This window comes from Shewanella sp. TC10 (assembly GCF_009663145.1).
Taxonomy (GTDB): Bacteria; Pseudomonadota; Gammaproteobacteria; order Enterobacterales; family Shewanellaceae; genus Shewanella.
Genome location: NZ_VKHR01000081.1, coordinates 1 through 19272 on the forward strand (window position 1 = coordinate 1; position 19272 = coordinate 19272).

The following is a 19272-nucleotide window of genomic DNA, read 5'->3' on the forward strand; positions in this document are numbered from 1 at the left end:
TATACCTTCAAACTCTTCTGATAACTGCTTTACCCAACGCCTAATGGCTGTTGGGCCTACGCCAGTCGCTTCGCATGCTTCACGTACAGAATAGCCTTGTTTAATCACAAGATTAGCCGCATCAATTTTAAATTCTGTTGAGTAAGTAGGTTGAGTCGTCATCATTTTTACACCAATTTATATTAAGGGGAGTTTACCCCATATCGGTGTACAGATTCATTAAGCCACAACATATTGCCTTAGAAGGTGAGGGAGAGCGAAATCGCCTTGTTAAAAAGTATTTTTATGGTCCTTGCTCTGATTGGGGGGATTTCTTGACTAGGAAGGAGCGTTTCGATACTGATATCTGTATCAGCAAGGTGCATATGTGGGAATCAGCTGTTAAGTTAAGTTTTGAACAATATAAGAATGAAACAGAATTAGTATGGCTTATCGAAGATCTTGATACTTTTTTAGCTTCAACAGGTGAAAAACATCGCAAACAGATTAAGTTGGCGCAAGACATTATTGATGCCATCAATGACCCTGAAATGCCTCAAGCGTTAAGGGATCGAGTTGAAGAAATAAGAGCGTCAAACTATGTGACTAAGTAAAAAAAATAACATGGCTGGAAATCAAATAATGAATAACAAATAACATGGCCACCCATGATTACAAATAACATGGCCACCCATGATTAATGGCTATATATCAAACTCTCTACTAGGCTTTGGTTACTGCGTAATATTCGGTGATTAATGATGGCCAGACCTAGAAAAACACTCGTGAGTTTAGAAGATACGCCTTACTACCACTGTTGTTCGCGTGTGGTACGTAAGGCATTTTTGTGTGGGTTTGATAAGTCGACAGGCGAAAACTTTGAACATCGTCGTGAGTGGGTAGATAGCCGCATTATTGAATTGGCGACGATTTTTGCCATTGATATCTGTGCTTATGCCGTTATGAGTAACCACTTACATGTCGTGCTTAAAGTCGATGTGGATAAAGCCAAAGAATGGTCTGATATTGAGGTGTTAGCTCAATGGCATAAAGGCTTTAAAGGTACATTGCTGACCCATAAATTTGTTAAAGGTGAATCCCTTAATGAGTTTGAATTAAAGACGGTTAATGATTGTATTGCGCTATATCGAGAGCGATTGACCGATATCAGTTGGTTTATGCGTTCCTTGAGTGAACCGATTGCAAGAATGGCCAATAAAGAAGATAAGTGTACAGGTCGCTTTTGGGAAGGGCGCTTTAAATCGCAAGCATTACTTGAGGACGCAGCAGTTCTAGCCTGTATGGCTTATGTTGATTTGAATCCAATTCGCGCGCAAATGGCTGCAACACCTGAAAGGTCAGATTACACCAGTATTCAACGTCGCATTAATTCTGTTATAAACGGTGAGCAACCAAAAGCGTTGCTTCCCTTTGTAGGTAATGAGAGATTGAACATGCCTAATGGGTTAATGTATAGCGTAAAAGACTACATCGTGCTTGTTGAGGATACAGGACGCATTATTCGAGATGACAAGTGTGGTGCGATAAGTACGAATAGCCAGCACATTCTTAATCGACTGAATATTCCCGCTAAAAACTGGCTAAAAATCACTACCGAGTTCGAGGCATTATTTAAAGGCGCAGTTGGGTCACTGCCCGCGCTGACTGAATATTGTGAACATGTCGACCGCAAGCGACGACAAGGCGCTGCTAACTGTCAGCGCTGGTTGTGCGCTTAATACGTAGTAAAGCAACATGGCCAACCATGATTAATGGCTATTTATCAAATTCTCTAATCGGGTTTAGTTACTGTTTGTTATTCGGTGATTAATGTTCGGTAATTAAAGATGGCCAGAACTGAAAAATCGCTTTTCAGCCAGTCGTCGCATTCAATAAAAAGCCCACTTATCTTTCGATAGCGGGCTTTTTGATGTCTAAATCATTACCTAAACTATTATCTAAACTAGGGTATTAGTAACGACTAGCAATTATTTGCAACTATAAACAAGGATTAACTAGACCTAAAAATAGTAACCGAAGTTAATATTGAATCGTTTATTGGTGTCACCATCACCGACCATGGTGCCGCCGATGAATGGCTGGTTCTCAGCTACTACATAGTCAAAGTAGGTGTATAAACCGCCGGCTGAAACCGCCATACCGGTGACATTCATAAAGGTGTCTTCAAGTGAGGCTGACTTACCCGTCACTAAAGAATAATCATTGTAGAAGGTGAGGTTAGATACTGGGCCAAAATCGACTGGTAAACTGTAAGCCACATTAGCGATGTAAGTGGTCGCTTCTGCTGGGATCGAGTCATAGAAGTGGTAAGCGGCAACCACAATACGGTCGACATCCATGCCATCAACATCGTATTCGTAATCTGTTACTTGTAATTTCACGTTCCAGCGATCGTAATCGAGAATACCGTGAATAGCTGCTGCAAAGTTGTCACCATCGGTGCCGTTGGCTATTTCCAGTTGGCCTGCTTGTACAGAGCCACCGAGTTCAACACCCAGTTTATCGAAGGTGAAGTTGTGTGCATAACGCAGGTTAAAGGTATTCACTTCACCCGCTTCATAACCTGCCGTTGGTGCATCGTAAGCATCTTCACCGTCTAGACGAATACCAACAACATCGTAGGCATAACGGTCTGTGCGATCTGATACAAATCCGTCTATACCACCTTGTTCATCGTTTTTGTAAAAGGCAATGTCAAAACGGTTAGCGTCGCTTTTAAAGGTGTAGTTCAAACCCATATCGTGGTCATCTTCAAGGCCAAGATAAAAGTTAGAGCTGAAAAAGTAGTTGTTTGATGCGTAAGTTAGCATGCCGAATGGCACTTGAGTGACACCGATTTTACCTTGTTGATGTTCATCAAAGTTATAACCAATCCAAGCATGTTGTACTACATTCATGTACTCAAACCATCGGTATTGAGCTGAATAAATTAAGTCACCGTAACTGCCTGAAACATCGATACGGAATAGGTCAAAGTCAAAGTCGCCACCGCGATCGGCGTTGGCGTCATTAAAATCTTCATAGGAATAATTAACACGAACTGCGCCGCCAAAATTAACTTTGGCCTCTGTTGTTTCGCTGACCTCAACTTCTTCGACGACTTCGTTAACGACTGCAACTTCCACTTCTTCAATAACTTGTGGTTGTTCGGCTGCTTTTTTCTGTTGAGCTTCTAGCTGTTCAATGCGCTCTTTTAATGCTTTCAGTTCTTCTTCAACAGTGGTTGCATTGGCACTAGTTGATAATGCTAAAGCGATACACGTCGCGGCAAGGGTATAACGAGTCATCATTTTTCCTTTGGGGGGAAGTTAAGGAATGTACTCTATATGTTAGCAGAGATAGGGTTTTGCTAATAGGATGTTTGCAGCGGGCTAGTGCTAGTAACTTATTTTGTTAAGTGATACAGATCCCATTTATGGCATAAAACAGGGGGTGATTAACTATTTGGATTTTGTATTAGAGCAGAGCGACTCACTTGAGCTTATTTTTTAAATGAGCAGTATCAATAACCCAATTCGCTTAAGTTGCATTTGTTTATGATGTTAAACAGGCCGTTTATCTTCCGATCCGCGGCCTTTAGACTTTTGCTTGAGCTTTGAGCTTTGAGCTTTGAGCTTTGAGCTTTGAGCTTTGAGCTTTTAGCATTAAAGCTACTCAATGAAATCTAACGTGAGTAATAGTCTTTGCTCTCCTGTCGTGAGGCTAGGGGAGCGATGTACTAATCCGCCGCCTTCATTATCAAACCAACCTTCGCCTTTTAATAACGCAACATCACCGACAGATAGTTGATTGATATCTTCGATGGATTGCAAAAGACCTGACTCTTCATCAGCTAAACCTTGGCTGCCGATACCGAGTTTTGAGCGATCAATGACATTATTTTCAAGCCACTGTGTGGTGTTACCCGTAAAGGTGCAAACCAGTCTAGAAGGGACTCTATCTACATGGAATTTAGGACATATAGCGCGATCAAGCGCCGTTAATCTGAGCCCCACTCTTTTAAGCTCGAAAAGGGTACAAAACATATCCACTAATAAGCTGATTTGATGGCAAATTAAATGATTATTTTCAAAAAGACTTAAATGCTCGGTTAAATGTTGATATGACTCTTGTGGTGTTACAGTCATCACCGCTTTTAAGTGAGGTATTTCTGTGACTAACCTTTGTGCACAGCTGACAACATCGTCACTAAGCTCTTGCTGCCAAATCGCAATATTCACTTCTTCGCGGTAAATATCAGTTAATACATTCGGGTTATCTGAGGTGACTGCCAACCGACTTTTGTGTATTTCAGGTTGGCGGCTAATGGATGTTACAGGTTTATTGGTTATCTCAGTTGCTGTTGTCATCATTATTTACCTCAAATGCGATGTGTTAATTACCCAAATAAAATGGGCTTAGTTGACAATGTAAATGCCATTAAGCCTTTAAAAGCCGGAGTAAGAGCGCAATTTAATTTGGCTACTTACATCGTCAAGGACATTTTGCTCTGAAAAACGAACACTCAGGGAGGAGGCTACAACCATTTCTTTTTGCATTAACTGTCTCTAATTGGAATGTTTAAATTTGCCCAAATTATTCAATCTAGGTCCGCGGAACCAAAAATATATCATATAAATGTTACAGTGTATCATTTGCAGTGTAAATTAAATGTTGGTGGGTGAATCAAGCTTTAAATGTTGATTGTTGAGCGGCTAATAATGGTTAATTGATTGCTCATAGCGAGTGAGCTAATTATGTCTTTTTGATTTCAAGGTTTTGATTTATAGATTTATATTTTGATTGTGTGGAGTTGGTTTTTCTATTGTAACGATTATAAAAGGGGAAGAGTGGTATCAGCGGCAATGTGCTGTGAGTTTATCTGATGGGGATATATTTTTGCCATAAATTAGCTAGAGGTTAGGTTAATTTATGGCAAAGGTCATATTGATTTTAACTCGCTTGAGCACAATCTTTACACAAGCATTGTAATTCAATTTGTGAGTTTATTAATTGAAAATCTACTTGTTCAATACTTTTTTTCAATACTTCAATGACGCTGGCCTGGATGCCTTTTTCTGCAACTTTACCGCAGCTTTTACAAATTAAAAATTGAGGCACCTCATGTGCGTGATCGCAAGTAATATGTGAGCAAGCTAAGTATTTGTTTTCAGATGAGAGTTTATGTACCAGCGACATTGTGCTGAGCGCATCTAGCATGCGGTAAACAGACATTGGTGGTAATGATTCATCATGAGTTTGGCGATAGTTATCGACAATTTCATAGGCTGATAATGGCTTATCGGCATCTAACAGAACACCTAACACATTCTTTCTTTTTGCAGTGAACTTAACGCCATTATTGCGGCATATTTGCTCCGCTTTAGTAAAGATAGCGATTTTATTACTAGTAGACATAGCTCAACTCTAGAGGGAATCAATTTGGCGTTATTATTTCTGCTAAGGGGAAAATTGTAAATAATAATGTCTCAACAGTTTTAACTCACTCACTTTGCTAAGAGGGGAATGATGTAATTCCCCTCCTTGGTTGTCAGGAGTTAAGACGGTTCTAAGTCGTGATGTTGCTTTAATTTAAGGAACAACACATCTTTTAAATTTGCGCGCTGTACTTTGAGTTGATGCATATGTTCGTCATCAGTTGGGCTTCCTTCAACTTCTAACTCGCGTATCTCATAATCCAACAAGTGATACTGCTTGGATAAGGCTTCAAACTCTTTATCTTTATGATTCAAATAAACAATGTCTTTCTTAAACTCTGGAAAGTCGAAAATAAGTGCATGATTCTCATTTAACATAGGTATTCCCCTGAAATGGTGAATTGGAATTCTTTATTTTGAAAATTTTTCCTGTAAAACTAAAATCACTATAGCACTATGAAGTTTTACAAAGGGATAAGTTTGAATGGTTTAGCGATCTAGCTAACAAAAATTCAGGCAGGGTATGAAGCGGCAAGCAGTGAGCAATAATTAAAAACGCCTGCATCAATTGGGATGCAGGCATTTTATGGGATTTATGCAGATAAGGAGTTACATTGCGCGTTTACTATAGCGCTGCTCAAAATTAAATGAGCTCATTTTCATGGTACGAACCGAATCTATCCAGCCCATCACCATTGGCACTAAAGTCCAGCTGAATACTAAATAAAGGCTGCCTTTTAGGTGCTGACCTAAATAAAATTTATGTAACCCTAAGCCGCCAAATAGAAAACCAAACCAAATTGCGAATTTCTGATTTTTGATTCGAATATTTGGGTCAATGCCTGAAAGTGCTTCTAATCCTTGAGTCGCCTGACATTGTGGGCAGGTGATGTGGTTAGAATCTATTTTCTGGCTGCATTGTGAACAGGCTACTTGAGGCATTACAAACTCCAAAGGTCAATATTGCTAATGAGGCATTATGAGTACAAGTGTGCGCTCAGTTCTAGTGTTCTAGATCTCACTATTGAAATAAAAAAATTGAGATAACCAATAAAACTATTACCAGTGAAGTAAGTCGCTAATTTTTAAACCGTTAATGATTAAGGTGTAAATTTCTGCCTGCTTTCAAGCTATTGAAATAAAATATAATTTTTATTTATGTCAATCTGGGGGAATCAGTCTTGTTTTGAAATTATTACTGTCAGATGAAATGTCTATTAACGGTACTAATGAGTACAGCTTTAGCCTTTAGCATTACACTTGTTAATTATTTTTAGTTGGGTTGTGATTGCTTTGGTGTTTGTTTTGTAAACGATATTGTCTTTTAATAAATCTTGTCTGGTTTGCAGTTAAGGCTGGATAAGATTGTGATGTGACTTTTCAACTAAAACTATTTTGAGACTGAGACTGAGACTGAGACTGAGGGAGAGACTTATATAGGAAAGGCTTCAGATTAGAAATTGCACCAGTTCTGATTTTGTTTGTCTGCAAAATGAAGCGTGTCACAGTTATCAAAACCCACTGCTGCAGTTTGTGAACAACATTACGGTTTATTAGCTTAAAAGCACGTACGTTAAGCTCACTATAGATATGGCTAGCCGTTTAAGTCGGCGTAATATTGGCTAATTACTATCACATTATTAGGAAAATCAGCATGTCAGAATCAAACTCAATGCCAAGCAAGGCTTTTTTCGATCGCGCAAACGCAATTATCCAAGTGGCCAATGATCATAATCAAGACCCAGAAATTAAAACTGGCGAGATCAGTGCTTCATTCATGTATGCATTAACACGTTATAACGCTTGGTTTGGTTCTACAGGCTTTAAAACAGCAGAACAAATGCAGCAGAAGAAAGCTGAAATGATGAAGTACTATGTTGACGAGTATACTAAGATGCTTGAAGGCAATATGGATGATTATATTGCTAACTTTGACGAATACCGTAGAACTCAAAAGTAACCATACTTGATATATTTTAAGGCTTAGTTCTTAGTTCTTAGTTCTTAGTTCTTAGTTCTTAGTTATTAGTTCTAAGCACTTAGCTTTTAGTTTTAGCAATTAGTGCCCAAAGGGTCTAAATACTACTGAAATATCATGAACCACTATTAATTGATTGATAGTGGTTTTATTTTGCCTATTAACTCTTCTTATTGCTGTAAATCGCCCATCAAGAAATACCATTAGCACTTAGAATATTCAGATGCATGTTTATGGATGGAAACACGTCATTTTGCAGCGAATATTCCAAATTTTGTATTGAAAGATATCTCGCTGTTTAATTACGATAAATAGTCTCAAGCTAATTTACACCTCAATTGTCTTTATTTAAAAACTATTAGTTCTTTATTTTGTTTTAATTGGCGGTATAACTCCAATTCGTTTAAATGAGTGCTCACTAATTAATTTTTAGGTAATCAAATCTATTATTTCGATGTATTTAGCGTAATAAAAATGAAACCTATAAAAGAAGGTGGGCGCATACAATTGTTATTTTTAGGTTGCCTGGGTTAAGCCTGTGGTGTGCTTTTTTTATTTTTCTATTAATTTGTCGTATTCATTAAAAATTAATATTTCGATATTTGCTGCTATTTTATACTTATTTAATTGATATTCAGGCCTTAAAGGTTTTTATAAATAAGTCAGAACTGAAATTATTAGATCATTTAATTAATTATCTCCATTCATCATTGCTGATAAATTCTACAAATAGTGGTATTTTTTTAATTTAAGGATAATAAAATTACTATATTTTGTTCTTAAAAAAGTAATGTATAGGGTGTGTTTTTATTTATCGTCATGTTTTATTAGGCTTTAATGGGGTTTGTTATTTGCTTGTTTACTTGGGTGAACTTTAAAACCACGGTTAGAGGTTAGTTATTATCTTAATTCTGGCCTGATAACGCCAAATGGTGCCTATTTATCCTTTAATCGTTTCTCAAAAAAAACAGTTCAGTTTCATTTTTAATCAATTTTCATCTGGCTTTGTCATTTTTTGGTCATGTACATAAGTTTTTAAGTTGATTGAATTTTGTTCGTTTTTCGTAGTTTTATTTTTGTTTTTTATTTTTGGTTAACTTTTTTATTATTTTAAATTTCAATTTATTTTGTTAATTGTCTTTATCTTCCTGCCTATTGTTCTCTTTACTTGTTTATTAAATTTAATTAATTTATCGCCGTCTTAAGAGACGCCAAACATATTTAGTTAATAGTTACTGCTTTATTAGAGAGTTAAAGATTTCTCTAAACGGCGGTAATGGTTTGAGTGAAATAAATCAAAATTCCTTCGGAGTAAACATGAAATTTAATGCTAAGAAGCTTCTTCTTGTTTCAAGCGTTGCAGCAGCACTAGCGGGTTGTAGTAATTCATCAGACGATAAAAATGATTCGATCAGTATCGATCTTCGTTTAATGGAAACCACTGATATCCACACAAACGTAATGCCTTACAATTACTTTGTTAGCCAAGCTGATAACGAAGAGAACTTACCTGAATGGGGCTTAGCACGTACTTCTTTAGTGATTGCAGAAACCCGCAAAGAAGTCGCCAACAGCATGTTGTTTGACAACGGTGACTTAATCCAAGGTAGTCCAATGGGCGATTACATGGCGGCTCTTGGCGCAGAACACCTTAAAGGTGAAATGCACCCAGTTTACAAAGCAATGAACCACTTAGAGTATGACGCTGCTAACTTAGGTAACCATGAGTTTAACTATGGTCTTGAATATCTTGATGAAGCGCTTAAAGGTTCTGAATTCCCATATGTTGCTGCTAACGTTTGGAAAGCTGACGACTCGCTAGAAAAAGTGAGCAATGCAACTGAAGAATGTGAAGTTCGCATTACTGAAGACTTCTATGACACTGCTGAGCATATGTATAACCCATATGTGATTTTAGATCGTGAATTTATCGCTGATGATGGTAAAGCACACACTGTAAAAGTAGGTGTTATTGGTTTCACTCCGCCTGATATCATGGGTTGGGATGCATCTCACTTAGTATGTAATGTGGTTGTTTCTGATATTAAGAAAACAGCTGAGCATTATGTACCAATTATGAAAGCTGAAGGCGCAGACGTGATTGTTGCAATTCCGCATTCAGGCTTGAACAACAATGATGATGAGTTTGCTGAAAATGCATCACTTCACTTAGGTTATGTTGATGATATCGATGCCATCATGTTCGGACATGATCATCGTGATTTCCCTAACTCAACTGGTGAGTACGGTGATATCCCAGATGTTGACGCTGAAAAAGGCCTAATCAATGGTATTCCAGCTGTAATGCCTGGTTACTGGGGCGCGAAATTAGGTGTGATTGATTTAAAACTTAATTCTGATGACGGCGGTGAAACTTGGTCTGTCGATCATAGCCATTCAACGGCTGAGCTTCGCTCTTTAGTTGAAGGTTCAGATGGTGCCATTGAAGATTTAGTTGTTGCTGAACATGAAGGCACTGTTGAATACATGGCTGAAACGATTGCTGAAATCGACGTCAACATGAACAGCTTCTTCCCACAAGTAGTACCTGATTTATCTATTCAAGTAGTGAATGAAGCTCAGCTTCATCAACTACACAAGTGGAAAGCTGAAGGTGAGTTTGCTGATGCATCTGAAGATGCTTTATTCCTATCAGTATCTGCGCCATTCAAGTCTGGTCGTAATGGCGGAGCTGATTACACCAACATTCAAGAAGGTGAGCTAACTAACGCATCTGTTGCAGACATTTACGTATTTGATAACAACACGCCAGCCGTTTTAAAAATGACTGGTGCAGACATGAAGCGTTGGATCGAGTGGGTAAATTCAAATGCTTACCGCAGCCTACCATTGTCAGCGGGTGAAACCTTCCTAGTAGAAGAATTCCCTGGTTATAACTTTGATGCATTCTTTGGTGGATTCAGCGAAGAGGGTGAAGGTTTACTTAAATACACTGTTAACGTCGAGAATGACTCAAAGTTCATCGATATCAATGGCTTCAATTATACTGAAACTGACAGTGAGCAGCTAACTAGCCTGACTTACGACGGTGTTGAAATTGCTGATGATGCTGAAATCTTCGTGATTACTAACAACTACCGTGCATCTAACTCAGGTATGCCTGGTGTTGATAATGCTGTTTTAGTGAAAGAAGAAGCTGCGTTCGTTAACCGCGAATTAGTACAGTTCTACTTAGCTGACCGTTTAGAAGAGCAAGAAGGTAATGAGCTTGCATTCCCTAACGCGAAAGTATTCCAACTTGAAGCGCCAAATACCACTAGCGTGTCATTTGCTTCTGCAAAGCTTGAAGAAGCCTTCCGTTGTGCGACCAATGAAGTTACTGGTCTTTCAACTGATCAGGAAGATGGCACTAAAGAAGGTACTGAAGGTTTCACTATCTACAACTTTAACTTTGACTACAACGGTGAGTTCAACTGTTCTGCAAAGTAATTAGCATAGTTAATTGCGTCATCTGCCTATGATGAAGTAACCATAACGTTTACTGATTTCATAATAAAAACCCTGCTTAAGACCTAAGCAGGGTTTTTTATTGGCAATTTGAAAAGTGTCTATGCGCTTATCAAATGTTGTATTCAACACTGAATAAAATAAGATGTAATTTTAAAGTTGAGCGGTAACTGTATTAGCTTTCCATTGGCGCAATAACTCTTCGACAAATGTTTTATCTTGTCCTGAAACTGCAGTGACAAAAAGAAGAAATTCTTCGTCATCATTTAATATGACAGTTATCTCAGTGTCTTCAGTCTCGGAGTTACTGTACTCAACTGTAATATCTTTAACTAAAGAGAGCTTTGCTGTCATCCATTGCAATTGTTGCTCTTCAGTCCAATAGCTAAAGACTTCTTGATGAGTAAAGCCATTACCTGCGGTTTGTTGGTTGAAAAATGATTCGCTGTAAAAATATATTGGAATAGAATCTTGTTGGATCATCTTATGTTGCTGCATAAAGTGGATATCATGACTCCATAATTTTTTTCCTTCAATAACATCATCAGAAGCAATTAAATTAACCTCCTGTGCAATCATCATTATGATTAATGGACTTGCAAAAGTGATGAATATCCAATTTCGAATGAAAATTTTTGAATTATTGAGGTAAGCAAGCGAATCCTTACCATTAACCTTGTTGGCATATTTTACTAATGGTAGAAATAACGCTATCGGAATGAAAAAAGTGATGAAGGCGAGGTCTAAACGATTATTCAATCCGTTGTATATTAATAAGCTGAAAAAACAAAATCCTGCGGCCCATGTCGGAATTAGCCATGAACGTTTATCTCTTTGCTCACTATCAACTTCCATCCACATAAATAACGCATAAAACCATAAAGGATTAAACAGCGCTCTTGCAATGGGCCAGATATCAGGTCGTTTATCTTCTTTAATGTACTGCCAGTTTTTATAGGACCAATAAGGTATATAAAAACCTAAGGAGAAAAAGCTAAGTAAGATAAATTTTTTGATGGAAATAGGATAGAAGTTTGCGTTGCTATGCTTACTCTGTTCATTCAATAAGCTGGCAATGGTAAACAACCCTCCAATAGCGAATAAAGCGCTGGCAATAAACCAATAAATTAAGCCACCCAACTCAGCAATTGATTGAGATAAATCAGAAGAGGTTTCTTCAGGTTTTACGGGAGCAGGATTATTAAAATCTACAATGCCATATGAATCAAGGCTAGCCAATTTAGCCAAAGCTTCTGTATATTCATTTAATTGAACGGAAGTTACTCGATCAGTTTTTGACTCGTATTGGTACTTAAGCGTTAATTCATTAGTGTTATTATCAAATGACACGTTAAATGAAAAGTTAAAAAATGAGTTATTTTCTTTTATCGTTTCAGGGTCAAACTCCCAATTTTGAGGCCTTAGTTTGGCTGTTATTACACCTTCAATGAGTAGAGGGTGTGATAGTGATATATCTCGTATTCCAAATCCCTCAGGCATACTAATGTATGGGGATATTTGGCTTTCATAAAAATAAATACTGTAACCGTCATCATCGCCTAAACTCCAAGGTGAACGGAGAGAGTAATGCTCAGTAATGGTGGTGATGCCATTGTTTGGCGAATGATTCACAGTAAGTGGCTGAGATATGTCTACCCCATTGAAAATATTGTTGTAGTAACTAGCGTAGCTCTCAGATAACTCTGTAATGCTATTTCTATCAAGTCGAGCGCGTAAACTTCTAGCTTTTTCCCCTTGTAAATCAATGGTTGATTTGAATGATGATGGGCCTTCAATTCCGTTACTTAAATCGTAATATTCTTCAAATCTAACTGTACTGCCACTTTGTGAGTTTTTAAGTGACTCAAGTTTATTTACACCTTTTTTGACAACGAGTCCGAAACCATAATCAGGCTGGTAAAGCGCCTCCAAAGTAGCATCTTGATTTAACAGTGTTGGGTCAAGCCAATACACTTTTTCATCTAATTCAGCTTTGACTATGGCATGATTAAAAAGTTGTGCAGACGGTAATTTGATGTCTAATGCTTTACCATTCTGCGAATTGACTAACACTGCAAACGAGTCAATATTGAGAGCTCTCAGTAAAGCAATTAAAATAACAGACTTATCTTTGCAGTCGCCATATCGCTTATTGATAGTTTCACTTGCTTTGGCTGGAAAGTGGCTATTGCTTCCAATTTCGATTCCCATATAGCGAATATCATTCTGTACAAATTTTAATGCAAGAATAAGCTGTTGTTTGGGATCATTAGTTTGCTGTTTTATTTGATTAACTTTCTCAGCAATAGCAGCTGAAGTATCTATCTGATTTTCAAACAATGGTAATGCCCATTGTACGACGGATTCCCAGTTTGAGTAACTGCTGACTTCTACGGCAGAATATGGTGAATACCAAGACGCAGCATCTGAACTAACACTTAATGGAGGGACATCTTGTTGTAAAACTTGATAGTCAGTTTCTTTACCTAGTTTTGTCACTGTAAATTGTTTTTCAGTGTTATGAAATTTATATTCAAGAGGCTCAGATTTAGCCCAAAGAATTCTTAAAAACTGCTGGTGGATGGGAATGCTCCACTGAAGAGAGCGTTGATATGAAAAGTTTGCGCGATAAACCGGGTTTCTTCCCTCTAGTGTATAGCTATATTCAATAACGTCTCCTAATCGTACATCATTTATGAGCCAAAACCCTGTCAATGTTCCGTCATATATGAGGTCATTTGCAGAGTCACTTTTATCTAAAGTGAACTGACTATCGAAGGTTTTGTCGATAACTTCTCCATTTCGATATAGCTTAATACCATGAAAGAACACTTGTTGATATTGAGGGTCATAATCTATGGTAATTTGAGATATATACTGCAACCCTTTTGCTGAAACTGCTTTGGTTGCATAGCGGTTGAATTTAAATGTATTTGTGTCTGTAACTCTAATCTGGTTATCCAAGACTAAATGATAAATACCATCTGATAAATTGGCTAAATCAGGTACTGCAGGAAAGGGTAGCTCAACAGTTTTTACCCATTTAGGTAAAGGGGCTAGTTGTAATCCTTTCTCTTTATAAAGACCTGTTTGCCATTGAGAATCTAAATTGTGTCGTTTTAAGGAAGGTTGTAAGTCTTTGGCGTTGATATTTAAAGAAAGCAAGCATAGAAATATAGCTGATACTGCTAAGATTAAAAAACGAGATATTTGAGTATAAAAAAAAGATTTTGATAGAGTAGAGCACCAAGTCATTAAGCCAATCCCTTGCTTTAAATTTTATAATTTAAATAAAACTATGATAATTAATATTTTTATTAAATTTTCTTCTTCTATGAAGCTATTTTGATACTAATATATAGAAAGGAAAAATTATACTTTTTTACTAGTTTTTTTACAAAACAATAACACTGAATGGTAGGTAAGACAGAAGTGTTCATCATAATAAACAGCCCATATGGCGATGGGCTGTATCTGCATTAATTTCTAACGAAATATGACCTTTAACTTAAGGCTATCCTTTAACTAAATATTGTCCCTTGGTGGTAAGTTGCACGGTAATTGCGCTGCCAGAGTTGTTTTTCCAATACCATCCGTGGGAGCCAGAAAATGGAGTGGTTAACGAGCCTTTGACCTGATTAGCGCTACTAATATTGTAGCTTTCGTAGTAACCAGTGGTATCGCCTTGTGGTTCACCGTGAAAGTCAAAATATAGCGGCGCATCGTTTGTGGTTTTCCACTCATATTCAAGGTGAGTATATGAGTTAAGCAGTAGTTTATATTCTATGCCTTTACCACTTGGGATAAGCACTTGAACGGTATCAGATCGAACTGCAGAGTGTTCTCTGGCTTGTTGGATTTCAGCAACACTTGGTGCTGTGTTAATCACAATGTCAGCACTTTCGTTAGATGTCGCTTGTGGTGACTGCACTTGTAGTGATTGTGTTTGTAATGGTTGATTAGCTGCTTGCGCAATTTTAGTTAAGCCCATTGCTTTGCCGATCCCCGTTGGGTCGATGTTATATTCGGCCGGTAAAATGGCGATAATTAACACGACCACACCAATCACTGTGGCGATAATGCTGGCTTTGATAAGCGTGGCGGTGGACTGTACTTGAACATCAATATTATTAGTTTGCATGGTAAATCCTTTCATAGTGCACTGTTTAAAAGTGCGCTGTTGCCATCGATTTTCAATGGCTAAATTATTAGAGTCGGGTGGCTGTACTGCTTGTTACAGACAGTTCAGTTAGTTAATGAAATAACCGGTTAACTGAAAGCCTACTAGCATCACGCCGCCACTCATTAATAGCGTATTTGCTGCGGTTGAAAACCGCATAAAACTTGGGCTGCGCCGCCAAAAACTCATGGCGATGAGGACGATAGCTAAGGCCATAAATTGTCCGATTTCTACGCCGACATTAAAGGCGAGAATGTTCGCTACTAGCCCATCCTGTGGCAGATTAAACTCTTGAATTTTTGTAGCTAATCCAAAGCCATGAAAGAGGCCAAATATGAGAACCGCCAGCCGAGTATTAGGCTGATAGCCAAATAGCCGCTTAAATCCACCTAAGTTATCGAAGCCTTTGTAAATGATTGAAACCCCAATAATGGCGTCGATCAAATAGGCATTGATATTAATGTCGTTAAACACTCCCCACAATAAAGTCACACTGTGGCCAAGAGTGAATAAGCTGACATAAAGCAGCACATCTCTGGTGCGATAAAGAAAGAAAATCACCCCTACGAGAAACAAGATATGGTCGTAACCTGTGACCATATGTTTTGCTCCTATGTAAATAAAGGGCAGGATTGAGACGCCCTGATTTTGGGTCAAAAATTGTTGAGTGGTTTCATCAACCCCGTGAGCGAAAATCGAAAATGAGGTCATAACCCCAAAAAATAACAGCATTATTTTTAGGCTGTTAGCCAAAGTATGGCGCATGTGTTTACTCCAATAAGTCTGGTTATGCATCAACTGAGTTAGTCGCTAAAAAGCACTAACAAACAAAATGCATTATGGTTTAGCAATGCGTTAATTCACTTTTGAATCAATAGCATCACTTAGTGAAAGCTTGAAATAGACTTATTGATAAGGAGGGGGAATAGGCGGCGCGTATTGTAAGGTTAAATAGGTAATATCAGTATCACTGAGTGTACTTGCATGGGTAAACTCAGCCACAAACTGCGACTCTACCGGCGGGTGAGATGCTGAATGTGAGTGACTACTGTGCTCGTGCTCTGCAATGGTGTTATCCACCTGGGTGACTTTGTTCGATTCAAGAATTTCTTGTTGGGTTTCGGTGGCGCTAAAACCTAATTCACTTTGGTGTAAGTGTTGGTGTTCTGCACGATGGCCATTGTCAGTGCGATGACTTGTATGGAAATGATGGTGCTTGATTTGACTGCCTGATGGATGCTCACCGTGAGGATACTGAACAGAAAAAGCAGAACTCATGGTGGCAAACTGGCACAGCAAAACGCATAACACGATGAGACGTACTAGTGATGGTCGACACTTAGCGACGGTCTTAATCCCAGTTGCATTGTCAGCGACATTGGCATTGAGTTGGCTAAGTAAAAATAACGATTTATTCAGTCGTGTTCTCAGTTCGAATTATGCTATTTGAGTTTTGGAATAGCTGATTAAATCAGGTTTAGCGATAAACTGCTAGCGTTGGCTAAAAACTTACCATCGGTTGGTCGTTTAAAATTTATCAAAGAAAAGGACGAACAAGTTCGCCCTTAATGAGATTATTTGGCTGATTAAACCAATGGCTTTATCGGGCCACGGACCTTGATCTCTTGATTGCAAATCCCAGTCATGGAGCAGTTTTCTAACTCTAGCATCATGTGGTCAATAAAGCGTTGACTGGCCAGACTGATATAGCGACGTGATGGATACACCAGGTAGCACTTGCCTTCATAGGGTGCAACGTCTTTAAATAGTATTTCAAGCTCACCAGACTCCACGTGCTCTTGGCAAAAAGGGAGTGGCATCATGGAAATACCGCGACCAGCTAATGTGGCCTCTAAACACACTGAAAGGCTATTCACACAGAGGTTGCCCTTCACTGACAAGGTCATGTCTTGGCCAAAGGGCACTTCGTTAAAAATACGCCCGTTAGGGTAGCGGAACAGGATCGAATTATGATCGGAAATCTCATCTGGTGTTTGAGGCGAACCTGCTTTTTTTAAGTATTCTGGACTGGCAAAAAAATACACCGTTTCGCTGAAAATATGCCGAGCTACCATTTCATTTTCATTGAATGAGTCTTCTAACATAAAGGCTAAATCGATGTTGTTGCGGATCATATCTTGAGGTTCTGCACTGACAATAAATTCAACGGTAATGCCAGGGTGCAGATCCATAAACTTGAAGATACCTTGGGTAATTTGCAACAGCTCAGGAATGGGAAAAATTAAAATGCGTAAATGGCCACTCACTTCTGATTTACCATCGGTGAGCTCGGCAACGGTTTGCTCGAGTGATGACATCATCGAAGTGGTCTTATCGTAAAAATGTGAACCTGACGCTGTTAATGTCATCGATCGACTTTGGCGATGGAACAGTTTGACATTTAACTCTTCTTCTAAGCCATTTAAGCGGCGACTAAGCGTTGATTTTGGTAGGTTTAAAATGTCAGCAGCTTCAACGAGGCTGCCGGTTTCAACGATTCTATGGAATAAAGATATATCTTCAGTTTTCATGTTAACAACTCGAGTTAATTGCATAGAACAAAACACAATTCTATTGACCTATTTTCACTATGCACACACCCATCAGTATATAGCAAGTCATTATAGTTTCAATAAATGGAACCTTTAGTTCCGGATCATTCCGTTTTGTCAAACTGTGATCACTGTTATTGTTGCGACCTGTTTACATCAACGCTACAAAATATTCGATACACAATGGGAAATTCGATAATGAAATACCTCGTAATGCCATTCTCACTATTTTTATTCATTTTGATGACATCTGGCTGCAGTGCCGAGTCAGTTGAAGTGGCACCACCGACCATTCGGCCAGTAAAACTATTGACCGTGACTGATGTAAATGCGGGTTCAGTACGCGCTTTCCCAGCTAAAGTGGCAGCAACAAAGCAAGCAACCTTAGCGTTTAGGGTGCCAGGCCATTTAGTGGATCTGAATTTGTTTGAAGGCCAGCAAGTGAAAAAAGGCATGACATTAGCTCGTCTTGATAATCGTGATGCAACCAACACCTTATTGAATCGTGAAGCTGACCATGAACTTGCCGCAGCGGACTTTAAACGTAAAGGCGAGCTTTTACGCCGTGAGTTAATTTCGGCAGCTGAATACGACTTAGCTAAAGCACAACTTAAATCTGCTGAAGCGAACTTAGCCAGTGCCCGTGACCAATTAAGCTACACAGAGTTAAAAGCGCCTTATGATGGCACCATCGCTAAAATTGAAATGGATAACTTTCAAATGGTGCAAGCAAATCAAGCCATTTTAGTGTTGCAAAAAGACAATAACATTGACGTGGTCATTCAAGTGCCAGAATCCTTAGCAAGTAGCGTGACAGAGTTTAATCCTCATGCGGAATCCATACCTGAAGTGCGCTTTGCCAATAACCCAGCTAAAGCCTATCCAGTGCGTTTAAAAGAATATGCCACTCAAGTCACTCAAGGTACTCAAAGCTATGAAGTGGTCTTTACGCTGCCGCGTCCACAAAACATGACCGTTTTACCTGGGATGAGTGCTGAAGTGAGCCTTGATATTTCGGGTGTTGATACCAACAGCATCACAGTGATTGTTCCTGCTAGCGCGGTACTGAAGCGTGATGTTGATGGTAAGAGTGTGATTTGGGCATACAGTGCAAAGTCAGGCACAGTGAAACAGCACATTGTGGCTATCGGAAATGTGACCACTAATGGTATTGAAATCCTTGATGGTATTAATATTGGCGATCAAGTTGTGGTAGCTGGTGTGCAGTACCTATCTGAAGATCAAGCGGTTAAACCGTTGCGCTGGCAACGAGGTGTATAAGCGATGAATTTTGCAGAGTTTTCGATCACGCGTAAGGTGATCAGCTGGATGTTCGCGCTATTGTTACTCGTTGGCGGTAGTATTTCATTTTTTAGCTTGGGTCAGTTGGAGTTTCCTGAGTTCACCCTTAAAAATGCATTAGTTGTTACCAGTTACCCAGGTGCATCGCCAGAACAAGTGGAAGAAGAAGTCACCTTACCACTTGAAGATGCACTGCAACAGCTTGATGGCATAAAGCACATTGTGTCAATTAACAGTGCTGGTYTGAWMAGTTCTCTGGATGTCAAGAGTAGGTAAGGTTCTTCGCGTTGCATCGAATTAAACCACATGCTCCACCGCTTGTGCGGGCCCCCGTCAATTCATTTGAGTTTTAACCTTGCGGCCGTACTCCCCAGG

General features: G+C 38.8%; 16 protein-coding genes and 1 rRNA gene. 5 read left to right on the forward strand and 12 right to left on the reverse strand.

Annotated elements, in window-relative coordinates:
• A partial coding sequence (locus tag FNZ24_RS21975; protein ID WP_153916546.1) for a transposase occupies positions 1 to 165 on the reverse strand: 165 nt, incomplete at its 3' end.
• 41 nt (positions 166 to 206) lie between these two features.
• Here FNZ24_RS21975 and FNZ24_RS19905 point away from each other — a divergent pair.
• Both FNZ24_RS19905 and FNZ24_RS19910 read left to right on the forward strand, forming a co-directional pair.
• Positions 207 to 593: a hypothetical protein gene (locus FNZ24_RS19905; RefSeq protein ID WP_153916547.1), complete on the forward strand. Its 387-nt coding sequence runs from the start codon at positions 207 to 209 to the stop codon at positions 591 to 593.
• Between the two features lie 147 nt (positions 594 to 740).
• On the forward strand, positions 741 to 1718 hold the full coding sequence (locus FNZ24_RS19910) for a transposase (protein ID WP_194945107.1): 978 nt from the start codon (positions 741 to 743) through the stop codon (positions 1716 to 1718).
• Between the two features lie 282 nt (positions 1719 to 2000).
• On the opposite strand, the gene FNZ24_RS19915 is transcribed toward FNZ24_RS19910, so the two are convergent.
• The 5 genes from FNZ24_RS19915 to FNZ24_RS19935 all read right to left on the reverse strand — a co-directional run bounded on the left by FNZ24_RS19915 (position 2001) and on the right by FNZ24_RS19935 (position 6359).
• Positions 2001 to 3287: a carbohydrate porin gene (locus FNZ24_RS19915; protein WP_153916549.1), complete on the reverse strand. Its 1287-nt coding sequence runs from the start codon at positions 3285 to 3287 to the stop codon at positions 2001 to 2003.
• Positions 3288 to 3650: 363 nt separating this feature from the next.
• Positions 3651 to 4349 (reverse strand): DUF1826 domain-containing protein, encoded by a 699-nt coding sequence (locus FNZ24_RS19920; RefSeq protein WP_153916550.1) that lies wholly within the window; start codon positions 4347 to 4349, stop codon positions 3651 to 3653.
• A 583-nt stretch (positions 4350 to 4932) separates the two neighbouring features.
• Positions 4933 to 5397, reverse strand: a complete 465-nt coding sequence (locus FNZ24_RS19925; protein ID WP_153916551.1) for a Fur family transcriptional regulator — start codon at positions 5395 to 5397, stop codon at positions 4933 to 4935.
• A 140-nt stretch (positions 5398 to 5537) separates the two neighbouring features.
• On the reverse strand, positions 5538 to 5795 hold the full coding sequence (locus FNZ24_RS19930) for a YdcH family protein (protein WP_153916552.1): 258 nt from the start codon (positions 5793 to 5795) through the stop codon (positions 5538 to 5540).
• A gap of 231 nt (positions 5796 to 6026) precedes the next feature.
• Positions 6027 to 6359 (reverse strand): TM2 domain-containing protein, encoded by a 333-nt coding sequence (locus FNZ24_RS19935; protein ID WP_153916553.1) that lies wholly within the window; start codon positions 6357 to 6359, stop codon positions 6027 to 6029.
• Between the two features lie 712 nt (positions 6360 to 7071).
• Between FNZ24_RS19935 and FNZ24_RS19940 the strand changes: the two genes are divergently transcribed.
• Both FNZ24_RS19940 and FNZ24_RS19945 read left to right on the forward strand, forming a co-directional pair.
• Positions 7072 to 7377 (forward strand): DUF3144 domain-containing protein, encoded by a 306-nt coding sequence (locus FNZ24_RS19940; protein ID WP_153916554.1) that lies wholly within the window; start codon positions 7072 to 7074, stop codon positions 7375 to 7377.
• Positions 7378 to 8712: 1335 nt separating this feature from the next.
• Positions 8713 to 10845: a bifunctional 2',3'-cyclic-nucleotide 2'-phosphodiesterase/3'-nucleotidase gene (locus FNZ24_RS19945; RefSeq protein ID WP_153916555.1), complete on the forward strand. Its 2133-nt coding sequence runs from the start codon at positions 8713 to 8715 to the stop codon at positions 10843 to 10845.
• Between the two features lie 171 nt (positions 10846 to 11016).
• On the opposite strand, the gene FNZ24_RS19950 is transcribed toward FNZ24_RS19945, so the two are convergent.
• From FNZ24_RS19950 to FNZ24_RS19970, 5 genes are all read right to left on the reverse strand, one after another.
• Entirely contained in the window at positions 11017 to 14118 is a 3102-nt protein-coding gene (locus FNZ24_RS19950) for a DUF3857 domain-containing transglutaminase family protein (protein ID WP_153916556.1), read from the reverse strand.
• A 259-nt stretch (positions 14119 to 14377) separates the two neighbouring features.
• Entirely contained in the window at positions 14378 to 15004 is a 627-nt protein-coding gene (locus tag FNZ24_RS19955) for a hypothetical protein (RefSeq protein WP_194945108.1), read from the reverse strand.
• Between the two features lie 108 nt (positions 15005 to 15112).
• Positions 15113 to 15808: a HupE/UreJ family protein gene (locus FNZ24_RS19960; protein ID WP_153916557.1), complete on the reverse strand. Its 696-nt coding sequence runs from the start codon at positions 15806 to 15808 to the stop codon at positions 15113 to 15115.
• Positions 15809 to 15949: 141 nt separating this feature from the next.
• Complete coding sequence (locus FNZ24_RS19965; RefSeq protein WP_228768562.1) at positions 15950 to 16321, reverse strand: hypothetical protein; 372 nt, start codon at positions 16319 to 16321, stop codon at positions 15950 to 15952.
• 308 nt (positions 16322 to 16629) lie between these two features.
• The gene (locus FNZ24_RS19970) at positions 16630 to 17574 is read right to left on the reverse strand and encodes a LysR family transcriptional regulator (protein ID WP_153916559.1); all 945 of its coding nucleotides are present in this window, start codon (positions 17572 to 17574) and stop codon (positions 16630 to 16632) included.
• Between the two features lie 219 nt (positions 17575 to 17793).
• Here FNZ24_RS19970 and FNZ24_RS19975 point away from each other — a divergent pair, with 219 nt between their 5' ends.
• A complete protein-coding gene (locus FNZ24_RS19975) occupies positions 17794 to 18876 on the forward strand; it encodes an efflux RND transporter periplasmic adaptor subunit (protein ID WP_153916560.1) in 1083 nt (360 codons plus the stop codon).
• A 131-nt stretch (positions 18877 to 19007) separates the two neighbouring features.
• Here the strand turns inward: FNZ24_RS19975 and FNZ24_RS21530 are convergent.
• Positions 19008 to 19272: ribosomal RNA gene (locus tag FNZ24_RS21530) — 16S ribosomal RNA — on the reverse strand; the annotation flags it as partial.

Bases quoted from the DNA above. Each gene is read 5' to 3' on its own strand.
- FNZ24_RS19910 (WP_194945107.1), top strand. From the start codon at position 741: ATGGCCAGACCTAGAAAAACACTCGTGAGTTTAGAAGATACGCCTTAC.
- FNZ24_RS19915 (WP_153916549.1), bottom strand. From the start codon at position 3,287: ATGACTCGTTATACCCTTGCCGCGACGTGTATCGCTTTAGCATTATCA.
- FNZ24_RS19920 (WP_153916550.1), bottom strand. From the start codon at position 4,349: ATGACAACAGCAACTGAGATAACCAATAAACCTGTAACATCCATTAGC.
- FNZ24_RS19925 (WP_153916551.1), bottom strand. From the start codon at position 5,397: ATGTCTACTAGTAATAAAATCGCTATCTTTACTAAAGCGGAGCAAATA.
- FNZ24_RS19930 (WP_153916552.1), bottom strand. From the start codon at position 5,795: ATGTTAAATGAGAATCATGCACTTATTTTCGACTTTCCAGAGTTTAAG.
- FNZ24_RS19935 (WP_153916553.1), bottom strand. From the start codon at position 6,359: ATGCCTCAAGTAGCCTGTTCACAATGCAGCCAGAAAATAGATTCTAAC.
- FNZ24_RS19940 (WP_153916554.1), top strand. From the start codon at position 7,072: ATGTCAGAATCAAACTCAATGCCAAGCAAGGCTTTTTTCGATCGCGCA.
- FNZ24_RS19945 (WP_153916555.1), top strand. From the start codon at position 8,713: ATGAAATTTAATGCTAAGAAGCTTCTTCTTGTTTCAAGCGTTGCAGCA.
- FNZ24_RS19950 (WP_153916556.1), bottom strand. From the start codon at position 14,118: ATGACTTGGTGCTCTACTCTATCAAAATCTTTTTTTTATACTCAAATA.
- FNZ24_RS19955 (WP_194945108.1), bottom strand. From the start codon at position 15,004: ATGCAAACTAATAATATTGATGTTCAAGTACAGTCCACCGCCACGCTT.
- FNZ24_RS19960 (WP_153916557.1), bottom strand. From the start codon at position 15,808: ATGCGCCATACTTTGGCTAACAGCCTAAAAATAATGCTGTTATTTTTT.
- FNZ24_RS19965 (WP_228768562.1), bottom strand. From the start codon at position 16,321: ATGAGTTCTGCTTTTTCTGTTCAGTATCCTCACGGTGAGCATCCATCA.
- FNZ24_RS19970 (WP_153916559.1), bottom strand. From the start codon at position 17,574: ATGAAAACTGAAGATATATCTTTATTCCATAGAATCGTTGAAACCGGC.
- FNZ24_RS19975 (WP_153916560.1), top strand. From the start codon at position 17,794: ATGAAATACCTCGTAATGCCATTCTCACTATTTTTATTCATTTTGATG.